This window comes from Thioalkalivibrio sulfidiphilus (assembly GCF_000377945.1).
GTDB lineage: Bacteria > Pseudomonadota > Gammaproteobacteria > Ectothiorhodospirales > Ectothiorhodospiraceae > Thioalkalivibrio_A > Thioalkalivibrio_A sulfidiphilus_A.
On record NZ_KB898924.1, the window covers coordinates 30,639 to 50,317 of the forward strand.

Annotated in this window: 18 protein-coding genes; 12 read left to right on the forward strand and 6 right to left on the reverse strand. The window is 66.4% G+C overall.

Annotation, left to right across the window (positions count from 1 at the left end):
- Positions 1–887 precede the first annotated feature (887 nt).
- The 6 genes from D580_RS0102240 to scpB all read left to right on the forward strand — a co-directional run bounded on the left by D580_RS0102240 (position 888) and on the right by scpB (position 6,581).
- On the forward strand, positions 888–1,505 hold the full coding sequence (locus tag D580_RS0102240; protein WP_018952812.1) for an L-threonylcarbamoyladenylate synthase: 618 nt from the start codon (positions 888–890) through the stop codon (positions 1,503–1,505).
- Between the two features lie 91 nt (positions 1,506–1,596).
- On the forward strand, positions 1,597–2,280 hold the full coding sequence (locus D580_RS0102245; RefSeq protein ID WP_018952813.1) for a site-2 protease family protein: 684 nt from the start codon (positions 1,597–1,599) through the stop codon (positions 2,278–2,280).
- A gap of 25 nt (positions 2,281–2,305) precedes the next feature.
- The gene (locus tag D580_RS0102250) at positions 2,306–3,682 is read left to right on the forward strand and encodes a DUF945 family protein (RefSeq protein WP_018952814.1); all 1,377 of its coding nucleotides are present in this window, start codon (positions 2,306–2,308) and stop codon (positions 3,680–3,682) included.
- 65 nt (positions 3,683–3,747) lie between these two features.
- Positions 3,748–4,965, forward strand: a complete 1,218-nt coding sequence (locus D580_RS0102255) for a tryptophan--tRNA ligase (protein ID WP_026289626.1) — start codon at positions 3,748–3,750, stop codon at positions 4,963–4,965.
- Positions 4,962–5,789, forward strand: coding sequence for a segregation and condensation protein A (locus D580_RS0102260; RefSeq protein WP_018952816.1), 828 nt, complete (start codon positions 4,962–4,964; stop codon positions 5,787–5,789). The genes D580_RS0102255 and D580_RS0102260 overlap by 4 nt, the downstream gene beginning before the upstream one ends.
- A gap of 81 nt (positions 5,790–5,870) precedes the next feature.
- Positions 5,871–6,581 (forward strand): SMC-Scp complex subunit ScpB, encoded by a 711-nt coding sequence (gene scpB / locus D580_RS0102265; RefSeq protein ID WP_018952817.1) that lies wholly within the window; start codon positions 5,871–5,873, stop codon positions 6,579–6,581.
- 149 nt (positions 6,582–6,730) lie between these two features.
- Here scpB and moaB read toward each other — a convergent pair whose 3' ends face one another.
- Entirely contained in the window at positions 6,731–7,252 is a 522-nt protein-coding gene (gene moaB / locus D580_RS0102270) for a molybdenum cofactor biosynthesis protein B (protein WP_018952818.1), read from the reverse strand.
- A 134-nt stretch (positions 7,253–7,386) separates the two neighbouring features.
- Here moaB and rluB point away from each other — a divergent pair, with 134 nt between their 5' ends.
- Both rluB and D580_RS0102280 read left to right on the forward strand, forming a co-directional pair.
- Positions 7,387–8,193, forward strand: a complete 807-nt coding sequence (gene rluB / locus D580_RS0102275; RefSeq protein ID WP_018952819.1) for a 23S rRNA pseudouridine(2605) synthase RluB — start codon at positions 7,387–7,389, stop codon at positions 8,191–8,193.
- 153 nt (positions 8,194–8,346) lie between these two features.
- Positions 8,347–9,000 carry an endonuclease III domain-containing protein gene (locus tag D580_RS0102280; protein WP_026289627.1) on the forward strand — a complete coding sequence of 218 codons (654 nt, stop codon included), beginning with the start codon at positions 8,347–8,349 and terminating at the stop codon, positions 8,998–9,000.
- A gap of 151 nt (positions 9,001–9,151) precedes the next feature.
- Here D580_RS0102280 and aat read toward each other — a convergent pair whose 3' ends face one another.
- From aat to trxB, 3 genes are read right to left on the reverse strand one after another with little or no spacing between them, the layout of a single operon-like run.
- Positions 9,152–9,862 (reverse strand): leucyl/phenylalanyl-tRNA--protein transferase, encoded by a 711-nt coding sequence (gene aat, locus D580_RS0102285; RefSeq protein WP_018952821.1) that lies wholly within the window; start codon positions 9,860–9,862, stop codon positions 9,152–9,154.
- 3 nt (positions 9,863–9,865) lie between these two features.
- Complete coding sequence (locus tag D580_RS0102290; RefSeq protein ID WP_018952822.1) at positions 9,866–11,044, reverse strand: GNAT family N-acetyltransferase; 1,179 nt, start codon at positions 11,042–11,044, stop codon at positions 9,866–9,868.
- A 32-nt stretch (positions 11,045–11,076) separates the two neighbouring features.
- Positions 11,077–12,030, reverse strand: a complete 954-nt coding sequence (trxB, locus tag D580_RS0102295; protein WP_018952823.1) for a thioredoxin-disulfide reductase — start codon at positions 12,028–12,030, stop codon at positions 11,077–11,079.
- Positions 12,031–12,240: 210 nt separating this feature from the next.
- Between trxB and ald the strand changes: the two genes are divergently transcribed.
- The 4 genes from ald to D580_RS0102315 all read left to right on the forward strand — a co-directional run bounded on the left by ald (position 12,241) and on the right by D580_RS0102315 (position 17,915).
- On the forward strand, positions 12,241–13,308 hold the full coding sequence (gene ald / locus D580_RS0102300; protein WP_018952824.1) for an alanine dehydrogenase: 1,068 nt from the start codon (positions 12,241–12,243) through the stop codon (positions 13,306–13,308).
- A gap of 120 nt (positions 13,309–13,428) precedes the next feature.
- Positions 13,429–15,738: a DNA translocase FtsK gene (locus D580_RS0102305; RefSeq protein WP_026289628.1), complete on the forward strand. Its 2,310-nt coding sequence runs from the start codon at positions 13,429–13,431 to the stop codon at positions 15,736–15,738.
- Positions 15,739–15,795: 57 nt separating this feature from the next.
- The gene (gene lolA / locus D580_RS0102310) at positions 15,796–16,413 is read left to right on the forward strand and encodes an outer membrane lipoprotein chaperone LolA (protein WP_018952826.1); all 618 of its coding nucleotides are present in this window, start codon (positions 15,796–15,798) and stop codon (positions 16,411–16,413) included.
- Between the two features lie 158 nt (positions 16,414–16,571).
- A complete protein-coding gene (locus D580_RS0102315; RefSeq protein WP_018952827.1) occupies positions 16,572–17,915 on the forward strand; it encodes a replication-associated recombination protein A in 1,344 nt (447 codons plus the stop codon).
- A 99-nt stretch (positions 17,916–18,014) separates the two neighbouring features.
- On the opposite strand, the gene mgtE is transcribed toward D580_RS0102315, so the two are convergent.
- Both mgtE and D580_RS0102325 read right to left on the reverse strand, forming a co-directional pair.
- Complete coding sequence (gene mgtE, locus D580_RS0102320) at positions 18,015–19,397, reverse strand: magnesium transporter (protein ID WP_018952828.1); 1,383 nt, start codon at positions 19,395–19,397, stop codon at positions 18,015–18,017.
- Complete coding sequence (locus D580_RS0102325; protein WP_018952829.1) at positions 19,394–19,657, reverse strand: hypothetical protein; 264 nt, start codon at positions 19,655–19,657, stop codon at positions 19,394–19,396. The genes mgtE and D580_RS0102325 overlap by 4 nt, the downstream gene beginning before the upstream one ends.
- Between the last annotated feature and the right edge of the window lie 22 nt (positions 19,658–19,679).

Here is a 19,679-nt window from a genome sequence, read left to right on the forward strand (position 1 = left end):
AGGAAGAAGAGGATGACCGGGAGGAGGTCATAGAGCAGTTTCATGGGGGGTAGTTTGGCGGGTTTTGTGGGGTGGGTGCAAAGCCTCGTTTTGAGGTTTGGGGTTGAGTCGGTCAACGTTAAAGTCAAAGTCAAAGGCTTCCGATCCCCGTTGCACGGGGCTCGGGTTACTTTTCTTGCTTGTCCAAGAAAAGTAACCAAAAGAAGGACACCCCGATGCCGCACCCGCTGTTCGCGGGTGCCCTGCGTTGCTCGGCTTCGAGGGGGTCGCCTGACAGGCCGTCCCTGGCCTGGCAGGCGACGCGCCGCATCCCTGCGGCGCCCCTTCGGGCTTTTTCCCTCGAAGCCTGCGCTACTCGGTGCGGCATAAGGGGGCAGGCAGGTCAAAACCGCTTCGATCTGCCTTGGGTTTTCCTGGTAGGAGCCCTGACCCCGGGGCGAATGGTGGGAAATTCGCCCCGGGGTCGGGGCTCCTACGAAACCAGGCAAGACTACCTACCTTGTGGAGGTTGCTGCCTTTGACGTTCCCCCCCGTTTTTCTCGCCGAGCACGGGGGTGTTCCGGGGTTAAAGCCCGATAGGGGCGCCGCAGGGATGCGGCGCGTCGGCTGCCAGGCCATGGACGGCCTGTCAGCCGACCTCCCCGGAACCCCCCCGCGCGCAGGGCACCCCGCAGGGGCGAGAAACTCGGGTGTCTTTTCTTTGGTTACTTTCTTTGGACAAGCAAAGAAAGTAACCCGAGCCGGCTGCAAGCCGGATCGGAAGCCTTTGACTTTGATTTTTTGACATTAGGACGCTGCAAAGAAAATCTGGCCAATCCACACCAAATTAACCCTCACCCCCATCCCGCGCTAAAATCCCCCTCCCCAAACCCGAAGGACCGCCCCCCGTGACCCGCAGAATCGAAATCCACCCCGACAACCCACAGGCCCGCCTGATCCGGCAGGCGGTGGACGTGATCCGGGAGGGGGGCGTGATCGTCTACCCGACAGACTCTTGCTACGCACTGGGTTGCGGCATCGGCAACAAGACCGGCATGGAGCGTATTCGCCGCATCCGCCAGCTGGACGAGGACCACCACTTCACCCTGGTGTGCCGGGACCTGTCCGAGATCGCCACCTACGCGAAGGTGGACAACACCGCCTACCGGCTGCTGAAGAACCTCACCCCGGGGCCCTATACCTTCCTGCTCAAGGCCACCCACGAGGTGCCCCGGCGTCTGCAACATGCCAAGCGCAAGACCATTGGCCTGCGGGTGCCGGATCATGCCATCACCCAGGCCCTGCTGGCGGAGCTGGGCGAGCCGCTCATGAGCACCACCCTGCACCTGCCCGGGGATCATCTGCCCCTGTCCGATCCCTACGACATCGAGGAACGCCTCTCGGCCCACGTGGACCTGATCCTGCTGGCCGGGTCCTGCGGCGTGGAGCCCACCACGGTGGTGGACCTGGTGGGGGAGGTGCCGGAGGTGGTGCGCCAGGGGCGCGGGGCGGTGGACTGGCTTTGAAGGCAGTGGCCAGTCTCAAGTGGCGAGTGGCAAGGGAAAACCTTAAGGCTTTCGCCCGGGGGCGGGGTTTGGCGGTATAATCGGCGTCTCTATGGATAACATCATCCAGACCATCGCCATCTGGGCGATTCCCGTGTTGTTCGCCATCACCCTGCACGAGGTGGCCCATGGCTGGGTCGCCAAGCTGCTGGGGGATACCACCGCCCAGATGCTCGGGCGGCTCACGGTCAATCCCTTCAAGCACATCGACCCGGTGGGCACCGTGCTGGTGCCCGTGGGGCTGCTGATCTTCTCCGCCATGACCCCGGGGCCACCGTTCGTGTTCGGCTGGGCCAAGCCGGTGCCGGTGAACAGCCGCAACCTGTCCCGGCCCCAGCGGGACATGGCCATCGTGGCGGCGGCCGGACCCATGGCGAATCTCATCATGGCCCTGTTCTGGGCGCTGATGATCAAGCTGGGCTTCAGCCTCATGGGCAGCTTCGACTGGGTGGCGGTGCCCCTGGTCTACATGGGCATCGCGGGCATCGCCATCAACATCCTGCTCATGGTGCTCAACCTGCTGCCCGTGCCGCCCCTGGACGGCGGGCGGGTGGTGTCCGGCTTCCTGCCGCCGCGCATGGCCGCCACCTACGACCGCATCGAGCCTTATGGGCTGTTCATCGTCCTGGGCCTGCTGGCCACGGGGATGCTGGGCGCCATCATCGGGCCCTTCTACGGCTTCTTCGTGGAACTCATCGAGCGTCTCTTCGGGCTGCCCTTCCACAAGCTTCGCTGATCCACCTCCAAAAGGAATCCATGCCATGACGGCAAAACGCCTCCTGCTGCTCCCGCTGCTGCTCATTGCTGTCCTGGCCCTGTTCTGGCCCGTCTGGCTGGGCGGACAGGCCCAGCGCCACCTGGACAACTGGCAGGGCGGCAACTTGGGTGACCTGCGCGTGGACCATCGCCTGCAATCCTTCCAGCGCGGCTGGTTCACGTCCACGGCCACCAGTCAGCTGCGCCTGGTGGTCCAGGGGGAGCCGGTGGAATTCGCCATGCAGCACCGGGTGCGCCATGGCTACGGTGCCCTGACCCTGGTGTCCGAGCCGGTGTATCCGGATGACGTGGCCGTGCGCCTGGACGCCGTCTTCGGCGGCCAGGTGCCGCTCACCCTGCACACCGTGATCGATCCCATCACCCATGTGGCCGAGCTGCGCATCGTGTCCCCGTCCTTCGAGGCGGAACTGCCCGACGAGCCGGGCACCTGGCTGCGCTCCGAGGGCCTGCAGGGGGCGTTCCAATGGAGCCGCGAGCGGCTCGCGGGCAGCCTGGAGCTGCCGGAGATGGAGATGCGGGATGCGGACAGCCACCTGCGGGTCAGCGGCCAGCGCCTGGACCTGGACCTGACGGACCCGGGCAGCCGGGTGTCGGACGGCTGGTTCGAGTACCGGGTCGCGGTCCTGGACCTGGAGGGCCGCGGGGATCAGGGGCCGCTGCATCTGGAGCGCCTGCGCCTGCGTTCCGGCCAGAACCGGCAGGGCGAGTACCTGCACCTGTATTTCGACCTGGGCTTCGGCGCCCTGCGCGCCGCCGACTGGGAATCCAGTGGCGGGGACCTGCAACTGCGCCTGGGGCCGCTGCACGGGGAGGTCTACGACCTGTTCCTGCAGCGCCTGGAGGTGCTCAATGCGCTGGACGAGGTCCAGGCCGGGGAGATGGCGGGCCTGATCCTGCTGCAGAGCCTGCCGGAGATGCTGGTGCATTCCCCGGCCCTGAGCCTGGAGACCCTGCGCCTGCAGATGCCCAAGGGCGAGCTGGAACTGCAGCTCACCGCGCGCTTCAACGGCCAGGGCTTCGACCCCAACACCGTGGATTACCTGCCGCGCATCGGCCTGGACGGCCGCCTGCAGGGGGGCAAGGCCCTGCTGGAGGAGCTGGCCGGGGAGATCAGCCTGCGTTCCATGGAGGACGAGGAAGGCACCGCCATGGACCCGGCGCTGCGCGAGATGCTGACCCGTTCCCTGGGCCGGGGCGTCATGGAGGGCCTGGTGGAACAGGGCTACGTGCTGGCCGGTGAGGACGCCTACCGGGCGGAACTGGAACTGCGCGACAGCCGCCTGACCCTCAACGGCCAAGACCAGAGCCAGTGGCTGTACCTCCTGCTCATGGGCCTGTTTGCCTCCGGTGGGTTCAACTGAGCCACCGGAGCACCGATAATGAGCCCCATCCCGTTCAGAGCATCGCATAACATCGAGGAGCGACCTTGAGTTCCCTTCCTGCGCAAAACCAGCGCGTGGTGTCCGGCATGCGGCCCACGGGCCGGCTTCATCTGGGCCACTATCACGGCGTCCTGAAAAACTGGATCGAACTCCAGCATGCCTACGAGTGCCTGTTCTTCGTGGCCGACTGGCATGCCCTGACCACCCACTACGAAGACCCCCGCATCCTCTCCGAGAGCGTCTGGGACATGGTGGTGGACTGGCTGGCCGCGGGCGTGAGCCCTGGCGCCGCGAAGATCTTCATCCAGTCACGGGTGCCGGAACACGCCGAGTTGCATCTGCTGCTGTCCATGATGACGCCGCTCGGCTGGCTGGAGCGTGTGCCCACCTACAAGGACCAGCAGGAGAAGCTGCGCGAGAAGGACCTGGCCACCTACGGCTTCCTGGGCTATCCGCTGCTGCAGAGCGCCGACGTGCTGATCTACAAGGCCGGCCTGGTGCCGGTGGGCGAGGACCAGGTGGCGCACATCGAGATCACCCGGGAGGTGGCGCGACGCTTCAACCACCTCTACGGCCGCGAGCCGGGCTTCGAGGAGAAGGCCGAGGCCGCCGTGGACAAGATGGGCAAGAAGAACGCCAAGCTCTACCGCGACCTGCGCCGCCGTTACCAGGAGCAGGGCGACGACCAGGCCCTGGACGTGGCCCGGGCCATGCTGGAGACCCAGCAGAACATCTCCCTGGGCGACCGGGAGCGGCTGTTCGGCTACCTGGAAGGCTCCGGCAAGATCATCCTGCCCGAGCCCCAGGCGCTGCTGACAAAGACCTCCAAGATGCCGGGCCTGGACGGGCAGAAGATGTCCAAGTCCTACAACAACACCATCTCCCTGCGGGAAGACCCGGCGGAGGTGGAGAAGAAGATCCGCACCATGCCCACGGACCCGGCCCGGGTGCGGCGCACCGATCCCGGCGAGCCGGAGAAGTGCCCCGTGTGGGCCCTGCACCAGGTGTACTCCGACGAATCCACCTGCCAGTGGGTGCAGGAAGGCTGTCGCAGCGCGGGCATCGGTTGCCTGGAGTGCAAGCAGCCGGTGATCGACGCGGTGCGTGCCGAGTTGCGTCCCATCCAGGAACGCGCCCGGGACTACGAGGCGGACCCCGCGGCCGTGCGCACCATCATCAACGAGGGCTGCGAGGCGGCCCGGGACATGGCCCGCGACACCCTCGACGAGGTGCGTCGCGCCATGGGACTGGCCTACCGATGAGCATCGAGATCCACGGCCCCCACCCGGGCGGCGCGAGTCAGGAGGAGATGCCGTTCGCCATCGTGCGCGGTGAGCCCCTGAGCACCCCGCCCAAGGACCTGTACATCCCGCCGGACGCCCTGGAGGTGTTCCTGGAGGCCTTCGAGGGCCCGCTGGATCTGCTGCTGTATCTCATCAAGCGCCAGAACCTGGACATCCTCGACATCCCCATCGCCGAGATCACCCGCCAGTACATGAGCTACATCGAGCTCATGAAGGACCTGCGCCTGGAGCTGGCGGCGGAATACCTGGTGATGGCCGCCATGCTGGCGGAGATCAAGTCGCGCATGCTGCTGCCCCGGCCGGGCGCCACCGAGGACGAGGAGGACCCCCGGGCCGAACTCATCCGCCGGCTGCAGGAATACGAGCGCTTCAAGAAGGCCGCCGAGGACATCGACGCGCTGCCCCGGGTGGAGCGGGAGATCTTCCCGGTGTCCGCCGAGCCGCCGCCCATGGAGCGTGCGCCGCGCCTGCCCGACGTGGAGCTGAAGGAACTGCTGCTGGCCTTCCGGGAGGTGCTGTCCCGGGCGGACATGTTCACCCACCACCACATCCAGCGCGAACCCCTGTCGGTGCGCGAGCGCATGTCCCGGGTGCTGGAGGCGCTCAACGCCGCGCCCTTCGTGGAGTTCCACAAGCTGTTCACCGTGGAGGAAGGTCGCCGGGGCGTGGTGGTGACCTTCCTGGCCATCCTGGAGATGCTCAAGGGACATCTCATCGACCTGGTGCAGCGGGAACCCTATGCGCCGATCTACCTGAGCCTGGCGGGAAAGGCGCAGGAGTAAGTGCGAAGTGTGAATTGGGAAGTGGGAATGAAGGCCGCATCCCCTCGATCTGTTGTTCCTGGATCATGACCCTGGATTGCTATGGATACTGAGCTGCTTAAAAAGATCATCGAAGGCGCCCTGCTGGCCGCCAACCGGCCCCTGTCCCTGGAGCAGCTGGAGAAGCTCTTCGAGGAAGGCGAGCGTCCGGATCGCGGCGCGATCCGCGACGCCCTCAAGCAGTTGGGCGAGGACTGCGAGGGACGCGGCTATGAACTGAAGGAAGTGGGCAGCGGCTTTCGCTTCCAGGTGCGCGAGACCGTGGCGCCCTGGGTGTCGCGGCTGTGGGAGGAAAAGCCGCCGCGCTACACCCGCGCCCTGCTGGAGACCCTGGCCCTGATCGCCTACCGCCAGCCCATCACCCGCGCAGAGATCGAGGAGATCCGCGGCGTGGCCGTGAGCACCCAGATCGTCAAGACGCTCACCGAGCGGGAATGGGTGCGCGTGGTGGGTCACCGGGACGTGCCCGGCCGTCCCGCCCTGTTCGGCACCACCCGGCAGTTCCTGGACTACTTCAATCTGAAGACCCTGGACGAGCTGCCGACGCTCGCCGAACTGCGCGACCTGGACAAGCTGCACCCGGAACTGGACCTGGATGGTCCGGGGGAGGGCGTGGGCGGCAAGCCGGCCGTCGAGGAAGAGGCGGTGGAATCCACCGCCCCGGACGCCGGTGAGGTGGCCATGCAGGCGGACGACGTGCAGCCGCCCGAAGAGGAGCTGCCCCGCAACGCCGAAGGACATACGCTGCAATAGCTATGTAGGATGGGCAAAGCAACGCGTGCCCATGCTGACAGGGTGTGATGGGTGCGCTGCGCTTCACCCATCCTACGTCACTAGAGGCAAGATACAAGAGACAAGTCAGACATACTTGTCTCTTGTATCTTGCCTCTTGTATCTGCGCCTTATTTCTCGCCAAGCCGCGGCATCAGCATCACCAGGTTGCAGGGCATGTGGCGGTTGTCCAGCTGCTCCCTGATCAGGTCTTCCCAGCCGGTGCGGCAGGCGCCGGTGGAGCCGGGCAGGCAGAAGATGAAGGTGGCGTTGGCCACCCCGGCGATGGCTCGTGACTGCAGGCTGGAGGTGCGGATCTGCTGGTAGGAGATGGCCCGGAACAGCTCGCCGAAGCCCTCGATCTCCTTGTCGAGCAGGGGCGCCACCGCCTCCGGGGTGCCGTCCCGCCCGGTGATGCCGGTGCCGCCGGTGGTGATCACCGCGTTGACCGCCGGGTCCGCGATCCAGCCTGACACCACCGCGCGGATCTGGTAGATGTCGTCGGGTACGATGCGTTTTTCCGCCACCCGGTGACCGCTCTCCTGCACCGCCTTCACCAGGTAACCGCCGGAGGTGTCGTCGGCCTCGGTACGGCTGTCGGAGACGGTGAGCACCGCGATGTTGATGGGGATGAAGGCGCGGGTGTCGGACATGGAAGGCTCCAGGATTATAACTACGATTCAAAATTCAAGATTCAAAATTCAAAGGGGATTATGGGCCAGATTCCATTGAATTTTGAATTTTGAATTTTGAATCTGACCTTCCAATCGCCGGGAGGCGAATCATCATGACTGAACGACTGCAAAAACTTCTGGCCCGTCTGGGTCACGGCTCCCGACGGGAGATCGAACGCTGGATCGAGGAAGGCCTCGTCACGGTGAATGGCAAGGTGGCCAGCCTGGGCGACCAGGCCGGCCCCGATGACAAGGTGGCCATTCGTGGCCGGATGGTGCCCCTGGATGTGGCGCCCAAGCCCCGGGTCATCGCCTACCACAAGCCCGACGGGGAACTGACCACCCGCAAGGACCCGGAAGGCCGTCCCACGGTGTTCGAGCACCTGCCGCGACTGCGCAACGGCCGCTGGATCGCCGTGGGGCGCCTGGACTACAACACCTCGGGGCTGCTGCTGTTCACCACCGACGGCGAACTGGCGGCAAAGCTCATGCATCCCTCCGGCGAGGTGGAGCGCGAGTACGCCGTGCGCATCCTGGGCGAGGTCTCCCCGGACGCCCTGAAACAGCTCACCACCGGCGTGGAACTGGAAGACGGCCCCGCCCGATTCGAGACCCTCAGGGAGGCCGGCGGGACCGGCGCCAACCGCTGGTACCACGTGACCCTGCGCGAGGGCCGCAACCGCGAGGTGCGCCGCCTCTGGGAAGCGGTGGGCCTGACGGTGAGCCGGCTCACCCGGGTGCGTTATGGACCCGTGAGCCTGGGCCGCGACCTGCGCGCAGGCCGCTGGCGGGACCTGGAACCCGCCGAGATGGGTGCCCTGTATGCGGCGGCGGGCCTGCCCTGGACGCCGCCGAGGATCCGCCGCGAGGAACGCCGCCCGCCCAAGCCGCCGCGCACCGCGAGGCGGCCGAAGCGCTAAGGTCTCATGGGATGATCAAATGGACAGGATGAACAGGATTTTTCAGGATTAACAAGATCAAAGATGTGAGTTGACTGGACATTTGTCTCGATCCTGTCAATCCATAGACATCCTGTTCATCCTGTCCATTGCCTGTAGATCTACGGCACTCCCATGAACTGCCAGCGATTGCACACCGTATACCAGCTGCTGCTTGAGGCCCACGGTCCCCAGCACTGGTGGCCGGCGCGCACTCGCTTCGAGGTGATGGTTGGGGCGGTGCTGACCCAGAACACCGCCTGGCGCAACGTGGAACGGGCCATCGCCGCACTGAAGGCAGCGAATGCGCTTTCGCCCGAGGCCATGCTGGCCCTCTCCGATGCCGAGCTTGCCCGGCTCATCCGTCCTTCCGGTTATTTCAACGTCAAGGCCCGCCGCCTCAAGGCCCTGTGCCGCTGGTACCTGGACCACGGCGGACGGCGGCGCCTGCGCCACTGGCCTACGGAGAAACTGCGGGCATCCCTGCTGTCGGTGCATGGCATCGGTCCCGAGACCGCCGACGACATCCTGCTCTACGCCTTTGATCGTCCCGTGTTCGTCATCGATGCCTACACGCGGCGCTTGCTCGGCCGGCTGGGTCATCCATACGCGCAGGCCAGCTACGAGGATTTCAGGGTGTCACTGGAATCGGTCCTCGGCGCCGACACGGAGCTGTTCAACGAATACCACGCCCTGATCGTCGCCCATGGCAAGGACGTGTGCAGGCCGAAGCCGCGCTGTGAGCAATGCGTGTTAAGTGCGAAGTGTGAATTGGGATGTGGGACATGAAGTAAGAAGTGGGAATCCCCACTTCCCACTTCCCACTTCCCACTTCCCACTTCCCACTTCCCACTTCCCACTTCCCACTTCCCACTTCCCACTTCCCACTTCCTACTTCCTACTTCCTACTTCCTACTTCCTACTTCCTACTTCCTACTTCCTACTTCAATTGCGGGTCCACCTGCCAGGGCTCGGGGTGGGGCGGCTGATCGCACAGCCGGTCCAGCCATTGGCGGAATTCATTGCGGGGCATGGGCCGGGCGCCCATGCGCGCCAGGTGGGCCGAAGGGGTCTGGCTGTCGATCAGCGGGTAGCCCCAGCGCTCCAGGTGCCGGCACAGGATGACCAGGGCCACCTTGGAGGCGTCGCTCACCCGGCTGAACATGGACTCGCCGTAGAACATGCGGCCCAGGGACACCCCGTACAGCCCGCCCACCAGCTTGTCCTCCTGCCAGACCTCCACGGAGTGGGCGAAGCCTGCCTGGTGCATGGCGATGAAGGCCTGCTGCATGCCGTAGGTGATCCAGGTGCCGTGCACGCCGCCCCGGGGCTCGGCGCAACCCTTGATGACCTGCTCGAAGGCCTCGTCGAAGCTCACCCGGAAGCGGCCGCTCCTGAGCGTCTTGGCCAGGCTGCGGCTCACCTTCACCTCGTGGCTGAACAGCACCGTGCGCGGGTCCGGTGACCACCACAGGATGGGTTGGCCGGCCTCGTACCAGGGAAAGATGCCCTGCCGGTAGGCACGCAGCAGCCGCGGCAGGCTGAGATCGCCCCCGGCGGCCAGCAGGCCGTTGGGTTCGGTGAGTGCCCGGTCCGGGTGGGGAAAGGGCTCGTCCGCCTGTCCGGGATGCAGCCAGGTGAGGGGATGCATGGCTCAGGCTTCACCAGGCTCGGGCGCGGCATCGCCGCCCGGGGCGGCGCCTTCGCGAAACGGCGAGAGGCCCATGAGCTGCTGGCAGTGGCGTTGCATGACCTGCTGTTCCCGCAGGCAGAAATCCGCCACCGCCTGGCCCAGGTCCTGGTTGGCTAGCCAGTGGGCGGACCAGGTGGGGGTGGGCAGGAAGCCCCGGGGGATCTTGTGCTCCCCCTGGGCACCGGGCTCGTAGCGGCTGAGTCCCTCGCGGATGCAGTACTCGATGCCCTGGTAGTAGCAGGCCTCGAAGTGCAGGCCGTCGTAGTCCCGGGCGCAGCCCCAGTAACGGCCGTAGAGGGTGTCGTGGCTGCGGTAGCAGAGCGCCGCCGCCACCGGCTTGCCCTCGTGTTCCGCCAGCACCATGACCACGCCCCGGCCCAGGGCGCGTCCGGTCTCGCGGAAGAACTCAAGGCTCAGGGTGGGGATGCCCATCTTCTTCTCGAAGGTGTCCACGTAGAAGCCGTGGAAGGTGGCCCAGAGGGCATCGCTCACCTCGTCGCCATGCAGGATGCGCAGGCTCACGCCCTGGTCGGCCACCTTGCGCCGCTCCTGGCGCACGTTCTTGCGCTTCTTCGAGGCAAAGCGCGACAGGAAATCGTCGAAGTCCCCGTAGTCGTCGTTGCGCCAGTGGTACTGGCAGCCCATGCGCAGGTTCAGGCCCTCGGCGCGCAGGGCCTCCAGGTCCTCGGCGTCCGGGAACAGCCAGTGCAGGCCAGAGACCTGGTGCTCCCGGGCAAAGGCAAGGCCCTGCTGGATGAGCAAGCGGCGCAGCACGGGGCCGTCGGCATCCGGATGGACCAGCAGGCGGGGGCCGGTGGCGGGGGTGTAGGGGAGCGAGACCACCAGCTTGGGGTAGTAGCGAAGCCCGGAACGTTCCCAGGCGGATTCCCAGGACCAGTCGAACACGAACTCGCCGTAGCCGTTGGTCTTGGCGTACAGGGGCATGGCGGCCAGCAGCCGGCCGGCCTCGTCCTCGATGAGCAGGTGTCGGGGAAACCAGCCGTACTGGCTGCCAAGGCAGCCGTAGCGTTCCAGCCCCGCCAGGAAGGCATGGCTGATGAGCGGGTTTTCATGCCCGCCCAGGGCGTCCCAGGCCCCGGCGTCCACGGCGTCGAGTCGCTCGACGATGCGCAGGCGCACGGGGGCGGGGACTGGGTTCGGGAGATCCGCGCTCAGCGGTTCTCCTCCAGGAAGCGCTCGGCATCCAGGGCGGCCATGCAGCCGGTGCCGGCGGAGGTGACCGCCTGGCGGTAGACATGGTCCATGACGTCGCCGGCGGCGAAGATGCCGGGCACGCTGGTGGCGGTGGCGTTGCCGCCGGTGCCGCTCTTGACCTTGATGTAGCCGTTCTCCATCTCCAGCTGGCCGTCGAAGATGGCGGTGTTGGGCTTGTGGCCGATGGCGATGAACACGCCCATTAGCTCGATGTCCTTGGTCTCCCCGGACTTCACGTCCTTGATGCGCATGCCGGTGACGCCGGAGTCATCGCCCAGCACCTCGTCCAGCACGTGGTTCCACTCGATGGTGACCTTGCCTTCCTTCACTTTCTCGAACAGGTGGTCCTGGAGGATCTTCTCGGAACGCAGCTTGTCGCGACGGTGCACCAGGGTCACGTGGGAGGCGATGTTGGAGAGGTACAGGGCCTCTTCCACGGCGGTGTTGCCGCCGCCGATCACCGCCACCTTCTGGTTGCGGTAGAAAAAGCCGTCGCAGGTGGCGCAGGCGGACACGCCCTTGCCCTTGAAGGCCTCTTCCGAGGGCAGGCCCAGGTACATGGCGGAGGCGCCGGTGGCGATGATCAGGGCATCGCAGGTGTAACTGCCGGAGTCGCCGGTGAGGCTGAAGGGGCGCTTGGAGAAGTCCACGGTGTTGATGTGGTCGAAGATGATCTCGGTGTTGAAACGCTCGGCGTGGCGCTTCATGCGTTCCATGAGCTCCGGGCCCTGCACGCCCGCGTCATCCCCCGGCCAGTTGTCCACGTCGGTGGTGGTGGTGAGCTGGCCGCCCTGTTCCAGTCCGGTGATCAGCACCGGGTTGAGGTTGGCCCGGGCCGCGTAGACGGCGGCGGTGTAACCGGCGGGACCGGAACCGAGGATAAGCAGCCGGCTGTGCTTGGGATCGCTCATGTATACTGACTCCTGTTCTTGAGGCTTGAGTGTCTGAGGCTGAAGCGGGGCATGGCCCGGGGTGTTCACCCCCTGTCAGACAGGGCGGGCCGGGCAGGGTTCTTCCCGCGGCAAAGGGGGAGGGCACCGCATCGCGAAGGCCGTATTATCCGGATAGCCCCCCCTCAAGTCACCCGCCGCAATCCTGTTGAGGATATCAGGTACGACCCCATGAAGATCGGCATCCCTACCGAGATCAAAGCCCTGGAAGGCCGGGTGGGCCTGGTGCCCGCCGCCTGCGCGGAGCTGGTGCGCCACGGCCACGAGGTGCTGGTGCAGGCGGGCGCCGGTGCCCGCAGCGGCTACGCTGACGGCGACTATACGGCCGCCGGAGCCCGGGTGGTGCCCGATGCGGCCAGCCTGTACGGCGAGGCCGGGCTCATCGTCAAGGTCAAGGAGCCCCTGGACGGGGACCTGGCCCACCTGCGCCCCGACCACATCCTGTTTTGCTACCTGCACCTGGCCGCCAACCGGGATCTGGCAGAACGCCTGCGCGCCTTGGGGATCACCGCCGTGGCCTTCGAGACCGTGCGGGTGGGCCGGTCGCTGCCCCTGCTGGCGCCCATGAGCGAGATCGCCGGGCGCCTGGCGGTGCAGGTGGGCGCCCACCTTCTGCACCAGCCCCAGGGCGGCAAGGGCCTGCTGCTGGGCGGTCTGCCCGCCGCCAGCCGGGGGCACGTGGTGGTGCTCGGGGCCGGCGTGGCCGGCAGCGCCGCCGTGGAGGCTGCAGCCGCCCTGGGGGCCCGGGTCACGGTCTTCGATATCAGCGCCGAACGCATGGACGCCATGCGCCGGGTGGGCGGTAATGTGACCGCCCTCTACGCCTACCAGCAGGCCATCGGCGAGACTCTGGCCGACGCCGACCTGCTCATCGGCGCCGTGCTCCTGCCCGGCCGCCGGGCACCCCACCTGGTGACCCGGGAGATGTTGCGCGCCATGGCCCCCGGCAGCGTGGCGGTGGACATCTCCGTGGACCAGGGCGGCTGTCTGGAGACCACCCGGGCCACCACCTACGAGGCGCCCACCTACGTGGAGGAGGGGGTCACCCACTTCTGCGTCACCAACATGCCCGGCGCTGTGCCCCGCACCTCGTCCCAGGCCCTGTCCGCGAGCCTGATCCCCCACGTGCTGCGCCTGGCGCAGCCCGACTGGGAGGAGGACATGGCGCTCATGGAGGGGGTGAACGTGCGGGCGGGGGTGTACGTGAATGCGGCGGTGAAGGCGGAAATGGAGAACTGAAGTGGGTAGTGTGAATTGGGAAGTGCGAACTGGTCTTTATTCCCACCTCCCAATTCACACTTCCAACTTCACATTGTGAATCATACAATTACAAAAAATTCCTAAAGACGATACTGAATCTTGGCCCAGGCAACCCAGAAGAAAACAGAAGGTAAACCGCTCAGCGCCCACGTGGGGCGCGGGCTGCGCGAGGGCGCCCTGCTGGTGCTGGGCGCGGCGGCCGTGTACCTGCTCATCGCCCTGGCGAGCTTCAACCCGGCGGACCCGGGCTGGTCCCACACCGGCAGCGGGCTGCGCGCCAGCAACCTGGGCGGACGGGTGGGGGCCTGGTTCGCCGACGTGTTCTTCTACCTGTTCGGCTACCTGGCCTACCTGGCCCCGGTGATCGTGGGTTACAGCGGCTGGCTGCTGTACCGGGGCCGCACCGACACCGGCGAGCTGGACCTGCGCACCCTGGGCATCCGCTGGGCCGGCTTCGTCACCACGCTCGCCGCCGGTTGCGGCCTGGCCACCATGCACTTCGCCCCCGGCAGCCTGCCCCTGAACGCCGGCGGCATCCTCGGCCAGGTGCTCAGCACCCTGCTGATCTCCGGCTTCGGCATGGTGGGCACCACCCTGCTGCTGCTGGCCCTGTTCCTGGCGGGCGTGACCCTGTTCACCGGGCTTTCCTGGTTCGCGGTCATGGACGGGGTGGGACGCTACACCCTGCTGTTCATCGACTGGGTCCGGGCGCGCATCGACGAGGCCCTGGAACGGCGCGCCGGGCGCAAGGCCCGGGAGGCCCGGGAGGTGGTGGTGCGCACCGAGACCGAGAAGGTGCGTGCCCGGCCCAAGCCGCGCATCGAACCGGTGGTGACCAAGCCGGAGGTGAGCGAGCGGGTGCAGAAGGAGAAGCAGATCCCGCTGTTCACGGGCGAGCCGCGCGCCGATGCCCCGCCGCCCCTGGCCCTGCTGGACGCCGCCCGGCCCCACGAGGGCGGCTACTCCGAGGCGAGCCTGGAGGCCATGTCCCGCCAGGTGGAGATCAAGCTCAAGGACTTCGGCGTGGAGGTGGAGGTGGTGGCCGTGCACCCGGGGCCGGTGATCACCCGCTTCGAGCTGCAGCCCGCCGCGGGCGTGAAGGTGAGCCGCATCAGCGCCCTGGCCAAGGACCTGGCCCGGGCGCTGTCCGTGATCAGCGTGCGCATCGTGGAGGTGATCCCGGGCAAGTCCACGGTGGGCCTGGAGATCCCCAACGAGCAGCGCGAACTGGTGGTGCTCTCGGAGATCCTGCAGTCCAAGGTCTTCGACGGCGCCGGCTCGCCCCTGACGCTGGCGCTCGGCAAGGACATCGGCGGCGTGCCCATGGTGGCGGATCTCGCCCGCATGCCGCACCTGCTGGTGGCCGGCACCACCGGCTCGGGCAAGTCCGTGGCCATCAACGCCATGCTCCTGTCCCTGCTCTACAAGGCGCGCCCCGAGGAGGTGCGCCTGATCCTCATCGATCCCAAGATGCTGGAGCTGTCCGTCTACGAGGGCATCCCGCACCTGCTGGCGCCGGTGGTCACCGACATGAAGGACGCCTCCAACGCCCTGCGCTGGGGTGTGGCGGAGATGGAGCGCCGTTACCGGCTCATGTCCCACATGGGCGTGCGCAACCTGGCCGGCTTCAACCGCAAGGTGAAGGAGGCCGCCGACAAGGGCGAGCCCCTGCGCGATCCCTTCCACAAGCCGCAGCTGGAATTCGACAACGAGGCTCCGGCGCCCGAACTCAAGCCCCTGCCGTTCATCGTCATCGTGGTGGACGAGTTCGCCGACCTGATGATGGTGGTGGGCAAGAAGGTGGAGGAGCTGATCGCGCGTCTGGCCCAGAAGGCCCGTGCCGCCGGCATCCACCTGATCCTGGCCACCCAGCGGCCCTCGGTGGACGTGATCACCGGCCTGATCAAAGCCAACATCCCCACCCGCGTGGCCTTCCAGGTCTCCTCTCGTGTGGACTCGCGCACCATCCTGGACCAGATGGGCGCCGAACAGCTGCTGGGCCACGGCGACATGCTGTACCTGCCGCCGGGCACGGCCCATCCGGTGCGCGTGCACGGCGCCTTCGTGGCCGACCACGAGGTGCACCAGGTGGTGGATTACCTCAAGTCCCTGGGCGAGCCCGACTATTTGGAGGGGGTGCTGGACGAGCCCGAGGCCGGCGCCGCCTTCATCCCTGGCCTGGAGCCCATGGGCGAGGGCGATCCCGAGAGCGATCCCCTCTACGACCAGGCGGTGGCCATCGTGCTGGAATCCCGCAAGGCCTCCATCTCCTACGTGCAGCGGCGCCTGAAGATCGGCTACAACCGGGCCGCGCGCATGATCGAGGACATGGAGGCGGCGGGCCTGGTCAGCGCCCTGCAGTCCAACGGCAATCGTGAAGTCCTGGCCCCCGGCGGCCCCAAGGACTGAGGGACCTTTTCCCCGATTGCCTGTCCAATCCATCGAATCCCGTCAGACGAGAGACCCATGTTCCGATACCTGCTCGCGCCCCTGCTGGCGCTCCTGCTCGCCACCCCGGCCCTGGCCGCCGACGCCCGCCAGAGCCTGGAGCGTTTCTTTGCCGAGGTGAGCCGCTTCGATGCCCGCTTCGAGCAGCTGGTGATCAACGAGCAGGACGAGGTCCTGCAGGCCTCGGAGGGTCGCGTGCAGCTGCAGCGTCCGGGCCGGTTCCGCTGGGATTACGAGCAGCCCTTCCGCCAGCTGATCATCGCCGACGGGCAGTTCCTCTGGACCTACGACGAGGAGCTGGCCCAGGCCACCGCCCAGCCCATGGAGCGGGTGCTGGCCGGCGCCCCCATCATGCTGCTCTCCGAACCCCGCCCCCTGGAGCAGGACTTCGAGGTGAGCGTGGTGGGCGAGCGCGGCGAACTGAACTGGGTGGAGCTGACCCCCAAGGATCGCGACGCCGACTTCACCCGCATCCTCATCGGCATGGACGGCGACCGGGTGGGCATGATGGTGCTCTACGACCAGTTCGGCCAGCAGACCCGCATCCGCTTCTCCAACATGCGCATCAATCCCAGCATCCCCGCCGCCACCTTCCGTTTCGAGGCGCCGCCGGGGGTGGATGTGATTCGGCATTGATGGTCTGGCGCAAAAGGCAAAAGCGGACCGCAAAGGGCGCGAAGGTATGCGCGAAGATCGCGAAGTTGAAAAACGTTATATAAACCTTTGCGCCCTTCGCGCAGACCTTCGCGTACCTTTGTGGTTCGCTTTTGAATGTTGAGTCAGCTCCAGATTCCGTGACCGACGATCTCTTCGATACCGCAGCCTCCGTCGAAACCGGACGCCCCCTGGCGGACCGGATGCGGCCGCGCAATCTGGACGAGTACGCGGGTCAGTCGCACCTGCTGGCGCCGGGCAAGCCGCTGCGCCGGGCCATCGAAGAGGACCGCCTGCACTCCATGCTGTTCTGGGGGCCGCCGGGCACCGGCAAGACCACCCTGGCGCGCATGATCGCCCACTACTGCGGTGCCCAGTTCCTGACGATCTCCGCGGTGCTCTCCGGGGTGAAGGACATCCGCGCCGCTGTCGAGCAGGCGCGGGAATACCGGCGCATGCACGGCAAGCCCACGGTGCTGTTCGTGGACGAGGTGCACCGCTTCAACAAGTCCCAGCAGGATGCCTTCCTGCCCCACGTGGAGGACGGCACCATCGCCTTCGTGGGTGCGACCACGGAAAACCCGTCCTTCGAGCTCAACAACGCGCTGCTGTCGCGGGTACGTACCTACGTGCTCAAGGCGCTCACGGACGGCGACATCCGCGCCATCATCGACCGGGCCCTGGCGGACGAGGAGCGGGGCCTGGGTGGACGTCATCTGCACATGGCGGACGAGCTGCGTGACCGGCTGGCCAGGGCCGCCGACGGCGACGCGCGTCGGGCGCTCAATCTGCTCGAGATCGCCGCCGACCTGGCGCAGGAGGGGCCGCAGGGCGCCGAGATCACCGAGGCGACCCTCGACGAGGTTACCAGCCAGGGCCTGCGCCGCTTCGACAAGGGCGGCGAACTCTTCTACGACCAGATCTCCGCCCTGCACAAGTCCGTGCGCGGCTCCAACCCCGATGCGGCCCTCTACTGGCTGTGCCGCATGATCGACGGCGGCTGCGATCTTGTGTATCTGTCCCGGCGCATCGTGCGCATGGCCAGCGAGGACATCGGCAACGCCGACCCCCGGGGCCTGACCCTGGCCCTGGAGGCCTGGGACGTCTACGAACGCCTGGGCTCGCCGGAAGGGGAGCTGGCCCTGGCCCAGGCGGTGGTGTACCTGGCCTGCGCGCCGAAGAGCAACGCCGTGTACATGGCCTACAACCAGGCCATGGCCGAGGTGCGCGAGACGGGCACCCTGGAGGTGCCCATGCACCTGCGCAACGCGCCCACGAAACTCATGAAGTCCCTGGACTACGGCAAGGGCTACCGCTACGCCCACGACGAGCAGGACGGCTACGCCGCCGGCGAACGCTATTTACCCGATGAGATGGGTGAGCGGCACTACTACCGGCCCGTGAACCGGGGGCTTGAGATCCGCATCGCGGAGAAGCTGGAGGAGTTGCGCCGCCGGGACGAGGAGGCGCGCAAAAAAAAGTAGGAAGTAGGAAGTAGGAAGTGGGAAAGAAACCACCCTGACCCTCCCCCTGAGGGAGATGGAGCAGGTTTTACTTCGCACTTCCCAATTCACACTTCCTACTTACAAAAGCACCGCCGTCGCCACCGAGAAATAGATCAGGATGCCGAAGATATCCGCGATGGAGGTGATCAGCGGCGCGCTGGCGGTGGCCGGATCCATCCCAAGGCGGTTGAGGGCGAAGGGCAGGACCATGCCGAACATGCTGGCCATGACCACCACCAGCACCATCGCCATGGCGACCACCATGCCCACGTCCCAGCCGCCGAGCCAGATGCCCCCGGCCCAGACGGCGATGCCCATGGTGATACCCAGGGACAGGGAAACCAGCAATTCCTTGCCCCAGAGCCGGAACCAGTCCCTGGGCACTACGTCGCCGGTTGCGAGGGCACGCACCATCAGCGTGGAGGCCTGGGTGCCCGCATTGCCCGCCGAGGCGATCACCAACGGCAGGAAGAACACCAGGGCGACCACCTCCTCGATGGCGGCCTCGAAGATGCCGATGGCGGCACCGCTGAAGACGTTGACCATCACCAGGATCACCAGCCAGCCGATCCGCTTGCGGTAGAGCAGGCGCGCGCTGGCCTCCTTGAGGCTGAGATTGAGCACGCCCACAGAACCCAGTTTGTGGAAGTCCTCGGTGGTTTCCTCCTCGACCACGTCCAGGATGTCGTCCACGGTGATGATGCCGACCATGACGCCGTCCCCGTTGAGCACAGGCAGGACTTCCAGGTCATAGTGACGAATCAGCCGGACCGCTTCTTCCTGATCTTGTTCAGCCCCGATGCTGATGACATCGGTATTGATCAGGGTGTTGACCGGCGTGGCGGGTCTTGACAGGAGCAGGTCACGCAGCTGCACCCATCCCAGCAGATTTCCCTTGTCGTTGGTGACGAACAGGGTGTTGAGGGTTTCGCCCTTCTCCGACTCCCGGCGCACGTGATCCAGGCACTGCCGGGCGTCCCAGTCGGGGCGCAGGGTGATGAACTCAGGCGTCATCAACCGTCCGGCGCTCTCCTCGGGATAGGCCAGCAGGGTCTGCAGGATCTCCTGGTCCTCGGACGGCAGCATGTCCATGAGCAGCTCGGTATGCTCATCGGGCAGCTCGTCCAGCAGGGCCGCGGCGTCGTCGTAGGACAGTTCCCCGATCAGTTGCGCTTTTTCCTCATCGGTGAGGTCGCCGAGCAGATCCGCCTGCTGTTCGGTGCTCAGGTAGGCATACACCGACGCTGCCCGCTCCGGGGGCAGGAGTTTGAGCAGCAGGACCCAGTCACTGCGCTCCAGTGTTGGGACGACCTTGGCGATGTCCGGATCGGCCATGCCCTCGAAGATCTCCTTGAGGGCATCCCACTGGCGTTCGGTCATCAGGCTGGCGATCCTGGATGGATCGGCGGTCTCCACGTTGGCCTGGTTGGTGGTGATCTCGTTGTCTGTCGCTTGTGTCATTTACGGAACAGTCCTCCAGCCTTGGCAACTGCCAGGGGGGCTGGTGATTCGTCTTTTTCGGGTTCCAGGGTCCAGCTGACGGCCGTGACGGCGTCCTCCAGACTGAGCCGGCTGACCAGTTGCTCGAGCACCTTGTTCTGGGCGCCGAAGGCGTGCAATTCGGAATACACCCTGACCTTGTCGGTGCCGTCGATGCTCTCACTGTGCAGCCCGCGCATCTCGAGCGGACTGTTGCTGATCACGTGCAGCAACAGCGCCATGACAGTGTCGTGAATCACGCGA